The sequence below is a fragment of the Pseudomonas sp. NBRC 111132 genome (assembly GCF_001320565.1).
GTDB lineage: Bacteria > Pseudomonadota > Gammaproteobacteria > Pseudomonadales > Pseudomonadaceae > Aquipseudomonas > Aquipseudomonas putida_P.
Map to the genome: position 1 here is coordinate 1 of NZ_BCBI01000104.1, position 7,805 is coordinate 7,805.

Below are 7,805 nucleotides of genomic sequence, written 5' to 3' on the forward strand. Positions count from 1 at the left end.
TGCGTCAAGGCCGCTACATCACCCTGCCGCTGCTGCAACTGCGGGTATGGCTGCGCGACCCACAGCCCTATACCCCGGCCACCGACCGCCAGGACGAGATTGGCGACATCGCCCGCCAGCTGCATGCACGCCTGGCTCCACCGCCGCCGCCAGAACCAGAGCTCGAGGAAGACGACGACGAGTCGTTTGACGACCTGCACGAAGCTGCCCCCCCCGCCAAGGCCGCGCCGCGCGCCAAGGTTGTCGCCGTGGAAGACGAGCATGACGACGAAGCCTTCGCCGGCCTGCTGGACGACGACCCTGCGCCCAAAGCCGCCGCGCTGGTCGAGTCCGATGAGCCGCAGTACAGCGCCGTACTGGCCGTGCAGCTGGGCTCGCAGGAGCAACTGCGCCGCCTGCCACGCACACGCCTGACCGAGCTGACCGAGCGCTACCGCGACTGCCTGGAGCACGCGGCCTCACTCTACGACGGCGAAACCCACACGCTCGACGATGGCAGCACCCTGGTGCTGTTCCACAGCCGCGAGTGTGGCGAAGACTATCTGACCAACGCCATTTGTTGCGGCGAGCTGTTGCGCGCCCTGGGCCATGCTCTGCAGATCGAAGTGGCCGACAGCGGCATCACCTTGCAGCTGCAACTGGGCCTGGTGCTGGGCAACGACCTGCATGGGCTGGAACTGGTTGATCTGCTGATGGCCGAGAAGGTTCAGGATGCTTTGGCACTGTCGCAGCACAGCCGCAACCTGTTGTTGGTGGAGCGGCAGATCAGCGATGACGCGCTGATTCGTCAGCGCGCCCGCATTCGTCCGATTGCCAGCCCAGAAGGCGCCTGCTGCGTAGAGCGCCTGATGGAGCCCTACCCGTCGATGCTGGAACGGCAGCTGGCGCGGATGCACGAGCGCAGGGCCTGACAGCTATGGAAGCGGCCTCTCTGTAGAGGCAAAAAAAAGCCCGCATGATCGCGGGCTTTTTCGTACCTGGCAGTTCGATCAGAACCGATAAACTTCCATATCGGTACGAATCGGGGAGGCCATCGGGATCTTGGATTTCTCCGGTGCCTTCTTCACCTGTACCGGCGCAGCGGGCTTTTTAGGCGACTCTTCGGCAATCGCCGGCTGGTTGGCCAGCGGCTTCAGCGCTGTGCTCAGCTGTTCGGCCAGCTTCTGCAGCAGTTGGCCCTGAGCCTGAACCTGCGACGATTCGCTGCCCTCGTGCGGCTGTTCGAGGTGAACGATACGGTTGTCACGCACATGGCCACGGCGGTCGAGCAGACGCCACTGGGCATCCAGTATGGCCGGCTGATCCTTGCCCGAGTCCAGGCGAGTGATCGACAACAACACCTGCACGTCCGGGCTGAAGCCCGTGGTCGCCGGTGCCAGCACAACGCGTTGGCTGTCCAGACGCCAGGCCAGTTGGCGCACCAGCAGTTGGTCGATATCCGACGAAAGGCTGCCAGCCCAACGGCCGTCGGTCGCCGCACTCAGGCTGCCATCGGCTTGACGCTGCAGAAAGGTTTCACGCTGCAGGTAATCGGCCACCGATACCGGGCCGAGCACCACGGCCATGCCCGCACTCTGCGAAGGCTGGCCAGGATCACCACTGTCGAGCTGGTACAGGGCAACCGGCTGATGCATGGTGCACCCGCCAAGGCCCAGCAGGCCAGTCATCAACAGCGCAAATGGAAGGCGCAGAAATTTCATCATCCCATCCAGGCGGCCGCCACAAGGCACACCGCAGTGATACATGTAGATTCAAACGGGCACACGACTACGTCGGCACCGCAAGGGCCATATCATCCGCGAAATAACCGTCCGACTCCAGCATTTCTGCCCGGAACGGCGCTGAAATTGCCGTTCCAGACATTTCTGGCCGTTACGCCGGCACTTCCACCTGCAACCCATCGACGCGCTGGAACCCGCGTGGCAGCTTGCTGCCGCGCCGCCCACGCTCGCCCTTGTAATGCTCCAGATCGTCCCCTTTCAAAGACAGGGTACGCTTGCCGGCCTGCAATACAAGGGTTGCACCTTCGGGAATCACGGCCAGATCGGTGACAAATTCTTCACGGCTGGCCACCCGATCGCCGGGCACGCCAATGATCTTGTTGCCCTTGCCTTTACCCAGCTGTGGCAGGTCGCTGACCTTGAACACCAACAGGCGACCTTCGGTGGTCACCGCCGCCAGCCAGTCCTGCTCGCGGTCCGCCACCGGGCGTGGGGTCATGACCTTGGCGCCGTTGGGCAGGCTGAGCAAACCTTTGCCGGCCTTGTTCTTGGCCTGCAGGTCTTCACCTTTGACCACGAAGCCGTAGCCGGCATCCGAAGCCACCACGTACAGCGCATCGTCATCAGGCAGCAGTACGCATTCGAAAGTGGCCCCCGGTGGCGGTGTCAGGCGGCCTGTCAGCGGCTCGCCCTGGCCACGCGCCGATGGCAGGCTGTGGGCGGGCAGCGAATAGCTGCGACCGGTGGAATCGATCAGCACTGCAAACTGGTTGGAACGCCCGGCCGCAGCGGCCTTGAAGCCGTCGCCAGCCTTGTAGGAAAGGCCGGTGGCGTCGATGTCATGGCCCTTGGCGCAGCGCACCCAACCCTTCTCGGAGAGCACCACGGTGACCGGCTCGGTCGGCATCAGCTCGTTTTCCGACAGGGCCTTGGCTTCGGCGCGCTCGACAATTGGCGAACGGCGATCGTCGCCATAGGTTTCGGCATCCTTGATCAGCTCGCTGCGCACCAACTTGCGCAGTTTGGCCTCGCTGCCCAGCAGGGCCTGCAGCTTGGCTTGCTCCTTCAGCAACTCGTCCTGTTCGCCGCGGATCTTCATTTCTTCCAGGCGCGCCAACTGCCGCAGGCGGGTCTCGAGGATGTAGTCGGCCTGGATTTCGGTGAGTTCGAAGCGGGCGATCAACGCCTGCTTGGGGTGCTCCTCGGTACGGATGATGTGGATCACTTCATCCAGGTTGAGGAACGCGGTGAGCAAACCGTCCAACAGGTGCAAGCGCTTCTCGACCTTGTCCAGACGGTGCTGCAAGCGGCGACGAACGGTATTGGTACGGAACTCCAGCCACTCCACCAGGATGGTTCGCAGGTTTTTCAACTGCGGCCGGCCGTCGAGGCCGATGATATTCACGTTGACCCGGTAGGTGCTCTCCAGGTCGGTGGTGGCAAACAGGTGCTGCATCAGCTCGTCGGCATCCACGCGATTGGACCGAGGGATGATGACGATACGGCACGGGTTTTCGTGGTCCGACTCGTCGCGCAGGTCGGCGACCATCGGCAGCTTCTTGGCCTGCATCTGTGCGGCGATCTGCTCCAGCACCTTGGCCCCTGAGACCTGGTGCGGCAGCGCGGTGACGACGACGTCGCCATCCTCGACACGGTACACGGCGCGCATGCGGATCGAGCCACGGCCACTTTCGTACATTTTGAGGATTTCGGCCCGTGGCGTGACGATTTCGGCCTCGGTCGGGTAATCCGGCCCCTGGATATGCTCGCACAGTTGCTCGATGGTGGCCTTGGGCTCGTCGAGCAGGCGCACGCACGCGCTGGCTACTTCACGCAGGTTGTGCGGCGGCACGTCGGTGGCCATGCCCACGGCGATACCGGTGGTGCCATTGAGCAGGATATTGGGCAGGCGCGCCGGCAACACGGCCGGCTCCTGCAAGGTGCCGTCGAAGTTCGGCACCCAGTCCACGGTGCCCTGGCCGACTTCGCTAAGCAGCACTTCGGCGTAGCGCGACAACCGCGCTTCGGTGTAACGCATGGCGGCGAATGACTTCGGATCGTCCGGCGCACCCCAGTTGCCCTGGCCATCGACCAGGGTATAGCGGTAGCTGAACGGCTGCGCCATCAGCACCATGGCCTCGTAGCAGGCCGAGTCGCCGTGGGGATGGAACTTGCCGAGCACGTCACCGACGGTACGCGCCGACTTCTTGTGCTTGGAATCGGCATCGAGCCCCAACTCGCTCATGGCGTAGACGATGCGTCGCTGCACCGGCTTCAGGCCGTCGCCGATGTGCGGCAAGGCGCGGTCCATGATCACGTACATGGAGTAGTTGAGGTAGGCCTGTTCGGTGAAGTCAGCCAGCGAGCGGCGTTCGACACCGTCCAGGCTGAGTTCCAGTGAGTCGCTCATGCGGGCCTCGTCATTTCAGGTTCTGGCGCAACAGCATGGTGCCGCCGCGCTGGGTAAATTCAAGTTGCTGCAGGGCACTCATGCCCAGCAATACGGTGGGCCCGTCCAGGCCCGGTACCACGATGGCGCGTACGTCCTGCAGGCGGATATCGCCCAATTGCAGGCTGGCCAGACGCGTGCGGTAACCCTCGGTACGGCCGTTGGCAGTGCTGAGCAGCACCGGGCTGCCGCGTTCGAGGTTCAACTCGCGGGCCAGCGCTTCAGGGATCGCCACGTCGGTGGCACCGGTGTCGAGCATGAAGTGCACCACCTGGCCGTTGATCGCACCGTCGAGCACGAAGTGCCCTTGGCCGTTGCCCAACAGGCGCACTTCGATAAAACCTTCGCCATGCTCGGACTGCACCTGGCTATTGGGGTTGCGCTGGCTGTCCTCCCATTGGCCGAAAAAGCGCGTGGCAAGGAACAGCGCCGCCGCCCAAGCGACGACCATCAGCACCCTGCCCGCGCGCTTGCCCGGCGCCTGGCTCATGGCTTGGCGCTCCAGCCGCCTTGCGGCGCATCAAAACGCCAGACGATCGGGCGGGTTTCGCCATCGGCGCGGGCGCCGTTGTTGTTGTCCAGGCCGATCCAGGCGCCCTTGGCATCGATCACCAGTGCTTCGGCAAGGCCAAACGGCTGCGAATAGCGGCGTGATTCCACCAGCGCATCGGCAGCGAACGACCAGCAACGCTCGACCTTGCCACTGTCGGCATCCCGCCGGCACACCCGGTAGGCGTTACGTTCGAGGGTAAACAGCTTGCCCTCGTACCAGGCCAGGTCGGCGAAATCGCGCGACAAGGCCCGGGCATCGGGCATTTGCGCCGGCTGCATCTCGACCCCGGCCTCGCTCAGCAGCACGCAACTACGCCCGCAGGTCCATACCGATTGCTGGCGCTCGATAGCCACCAGGCCGCGGCGTTCACGCTCGGCGGCCAGCCACAGACGGTCCCCCGCCGGGTTGATCGCCAAGCCTTCGAACAAGGCATTGAAGTTCAGCAACATGCCACTGGCCCGGGCCTGACGCACCATGGCCGGGTCGATCTTCAACCAGTCCGGCTCGCCTTGCAGCGGCAATTGCAGCACCGCGGCATGGGCTTCACTGACCAGGTACAGGTTACCCGCCTGGTCACAGGTGATGCCTTCGAAATCCAGCTCGCCACCGCGAATGTACGACGCTGCCCAGTTGCGCGACTTCAGCCCCCACGGCAGGCCGCTTTCCGGCGGCGTTGGCGGGGTGAAGGTAAGCGGTTGTGCGCGCCAGGTGGTGTTCTGCTGGTCGAAGCGGTAAATGCGGTCGTCGTCGCGATCGGAAACACCCCACAGCCCGCCCCGACATTGCGCCAGGCCAGACAGGTTGCCACCGCGCATGCCATCGATCGGGTGCTCGCCACTGAGCTTCAGCTCTGGCCAGTTGCCCGCCAGGCAAGGCAGGGCAACCAGCGCAAGGCAAACGGCAAGTACTTGCCGAATCAAACCATGACCTCGGCCAGGTTGCCTTTGGTTTCCAGCCAACTCTTGCGGTCACCGGCGCGCTTCTTGGCCAGCAGCTTGTCCATCAGCTCGCAGGTGGCCTCCACGTCATCCAGGGTCAGCTGCACCAGGCGCCGGGTGTTCGGGTCCATGGTGGTTTCGCGCAGCTGTGGCGGGTTCATCTCGCCCAGGCCCTTGAAGCGGGTGACCTGCGGCTTGCCGCGCTTCTTCTCGGCCACCAGGCGGTCAAGAATGCCGTCACGCTCGGCTTCGTCGAGGGCGTAGTAGATTTCCTTGCCAAGGTCGATGCGGTACAGCGGCGGCATGGCCACGTACACATGCCCGGCCTCGACCAGCGCACGGAAGTGCTGGACGAACAGCGCGCACAGCAGCGTGGCGATGTGCAGCCCGTCGGAGTCGGCGTCGGCGAGGATGCAGATCTTGCCGTAGCGCAGCTGCGCAAGGTCGGTGGCACCCGGATCTACGCCGATGGCCACGGCAATGTTATGCACTTCCTGGCTGGCCAGGACTTCGCCACCGTCCACTTCCCAGGTGTTGAGGATCTTGCCGCGCAGCGGCAGGATGGCCTGGAACTCCTTGTCCCGCGCCTGCTTGGCCGAGCCACCTGCCGAGTCACCCTCAACCAGGAACAGTTCGGCACGCATCGGGTCCTGGCCGGCGCAATCGGCCAGCTTGCCAGGCAGTGCCGGGCCCTGGGTGATGCGCTTGCGTTCGACCTTTTTACTGGCCTTAAGGCGGCGCCCGGCGTTGCTGATGGCCAGCTCTGCCAGTTGCATGCCCAGCTCGGGGTGGGCGTTGAGCCAAAGGCTGAAGGCGTCCTTGACCACGCCGGAAACGAACGCGGCCGCCTCGCGCGATGACAGGCGCTCTTTGGTCTGCCCAGAGAACTGCGGCTCCTGCATTTTCATCGAGAGCACGAAGGAAATGCGCTCCCAGATGTCCTCTGGCGCAAGCTTCACGCCACGCGGCAGCAAATTGCGGAACTCGCAGAACTCACGCATGGCATCCAGCAGGCCCTGACGCAAGCCGTTGACATGGGTGCCGCCCTGAGCGGTGGGGATCAGGTTGACGTAGCTTTCCTGGATGCTGTCGCCACCTTCTGGCAACCACAGCAACGCCCAGTCCACGGCTTCCTTGTTGCCAGCCAGGCTGCCGCAGAACGGCTCGTCGGGCAGACGCTGGAATTCGCTGACCGAATCGACCAGGTAAGAACGCAGGCCATCTTCATAATGCCACTCGACCTTCTCGCCGCTGGCCTTGTCCTCGAAGGTGACCAGCAGGCCCGGGCACAGTACTGCCTTGGCCTTGAGCACGTGCTTGAGGCGGCTGATGGAGAACTTGGCCGAGTCGAAGTACTTGGGGTCGGGGCTGAAGTACACGCTGGTGCCGGTGTTGCGCTTGCCGACCGAGCCGACCACTTCCAGCTCGCTGGCCTTGAAGCCGTCGGCGAACGTCATCTGGTATTCGTTGCCGTCACGTTTGACACGCACGCGCACCTGGGTCGACAGGGCGTTGACCACCGAAATGCCCACACCATGCAGGCCGCCAGAAAACTGGTAGTTCTTGTTGGAGAACTTGCCGCCAGCGTGCAGCTTGGTGAGGATCAGCTCGACCCCGGACACGCCCTCTTCCGGGTGGATGTCCACCGGCATGCCACGGCCGTCGTCGCTGACTTCCAGCGAGTGGTCGGCATGCAGGATGACCTGCACCGAACGCGCGTGGCCGGCCAGGGCTTCGTCGACACTGTTGTCGATGACTTCCTGGGCCAGGTGGTTGGGGCGGCTGGTATCGGTGTACATGCCCGGCCGCTTGCGGACCGGGTCAAGGCCCGAGAGGACTTCGATGGCGTCTGCGTTATAGGCGCTAGCGCTGGGATTGGCCATAGGGTCTCGTCGTCAGTCTGGTGAGTGCAAAAAAGTCAAAATACAGAAAAATCGAGCGCAGCATACTGCCCACGGGCAATGCCGGCGAACGCCAACAGTGCCGGCAGGCGCTCGGCGAAGCCTTGGAAGCTGTGGTCGCCACCGGCCTGAATGCGCAGGGCACAAGCACGGTAATAGCGCTCGGCGTGGCGATAGTCCAGGGTTTCATCGGCGGTCTGCAGCCACACTTGATAGCGGCTGGCATCTACCGGGGCCGGCACT

6 protein-coding genes and 1 pseudogene are annotated in these 7,805 nt (G+C 64.0%); 1 reads left to right on the forward strand and 6 read right to left on the reverse strand.

Annotated elements, in window-relative coordinates:
• Positions 1-911 (forward strand): annotated as a pseudogene (locus APH35_RS27515) (histidine kinase); the annotation flags it as partial.
• A gap of 78 nt (positions 912-989) precedes the next feature.
• On the opposite strand, the gene APH35_RS27520 reads toward APH35_RS27515, so the two are convergent.
• From APH35_RS27520 to APH35_RS27545, 6 genes are all read right to left on the reverse strand, one after another.
• Positions 990-1,700 carry a PqiC family protein gene (locus tag APH35_RS27520; RefSeq protein WP_041166608.1) on the reverse strand — a complete coding sequence of 237 codons (711 nt, stop codon included), beginning with the start codon at positions 1,698-1,700 and terminating at the stop codon, positions 990-992.
• 172 nt (positions 1,701-1,872) lie between these two features.
• A complete protein-coding gene (gene parC / locus APH35_RS27525) occupies positions 1,873-4,131 on the reverse strand; it encodes a DNA topoisomerase IV subunit A (RefSeq protein WP_012274476.1) in 2,259 nt (752 codons plus the stop codon).
• A gap of 10 nt (positions 4,132-4,141) precedes the next feature.
• A complete protein-coding gene (locus tag APH35_RS27530) occupies positions 4,142-4,660 on the reverse strand; it encodes a retropepsin-like aspartic protease family protein (protein ID WP_012274477.1) in 519 nt (172 codons plus the stop codon).
• Positions 4,657-5,643: an esterase-like activity of phytase family protein gene (locus APH35_RS27535; RefSeq protein ID WP_012274478.1), complete on the reverse strand. Its 987-nt coding sequence runs from the start codon at positions 5,641-5,643 to the stop codon at positions 4,657-4,659. Before APH35_RS27535 ends, APH35_RS27530 begins: the two co-directional genes overlap by 4 nt.
• The gene (gene parE, locus APH35_RS27540; protein ID WP_060493956.1) at positions 5,640-7,544 is read right to left on the reverse strand and encodes a DNA topoisomerase IV subunit B; all 1,905 of its coding nucleotides are present in this window, start codon (positions 7,542-7,544) and stop codon (positions 5,640-5,642) included. The genes APH35_RS27535 and parE overlap by 4 nt, the downstream gene beginning before the upstream one ends.
• 35 nt (positions 7,545-7,579) lie before the next feature.
• Positions 7,580-7,805 (reverse strand): YqiA/YcfP family alpha/beta fold hydrolase (locus APH35_RS27545; RefSeq protein ID WP_305728978.1); only part of this gene is annotated, 226 nt, incomplete at its 5' end.

Bases quoted from the DNA above. Each gene is read 5' to 3' on its own strand.
- APH35_RS27520 (WP_041166608.1), bottom strand. From the start codon at position 1,700: ATGAAATTTCTGCGCCTTCCATTTGCGCTGTTGATGACTGGCCTGCTG.
- parC (WP_012274476.1), bottom strand. From the start codon at position 4,131: ATGAGCGACTCACTGGAACTCAGCCTGGACGGTGTCGAACGCCGCTCG.
- APH35_RS27530 (WP_012274477.1), bottom strand. From the start codon at position 4,660: ATGAGCCAGGCGCCGGGCAAGCGCGCGGGCAGGGTGCTGATGGTCGTC.
- parE (WP_060493956.1), bottom strand. From the start codon at position 7,544: ATGGCCAATCCCAGCGCTAGCGCCTATAACGCAGACGCCATCGAAGTC.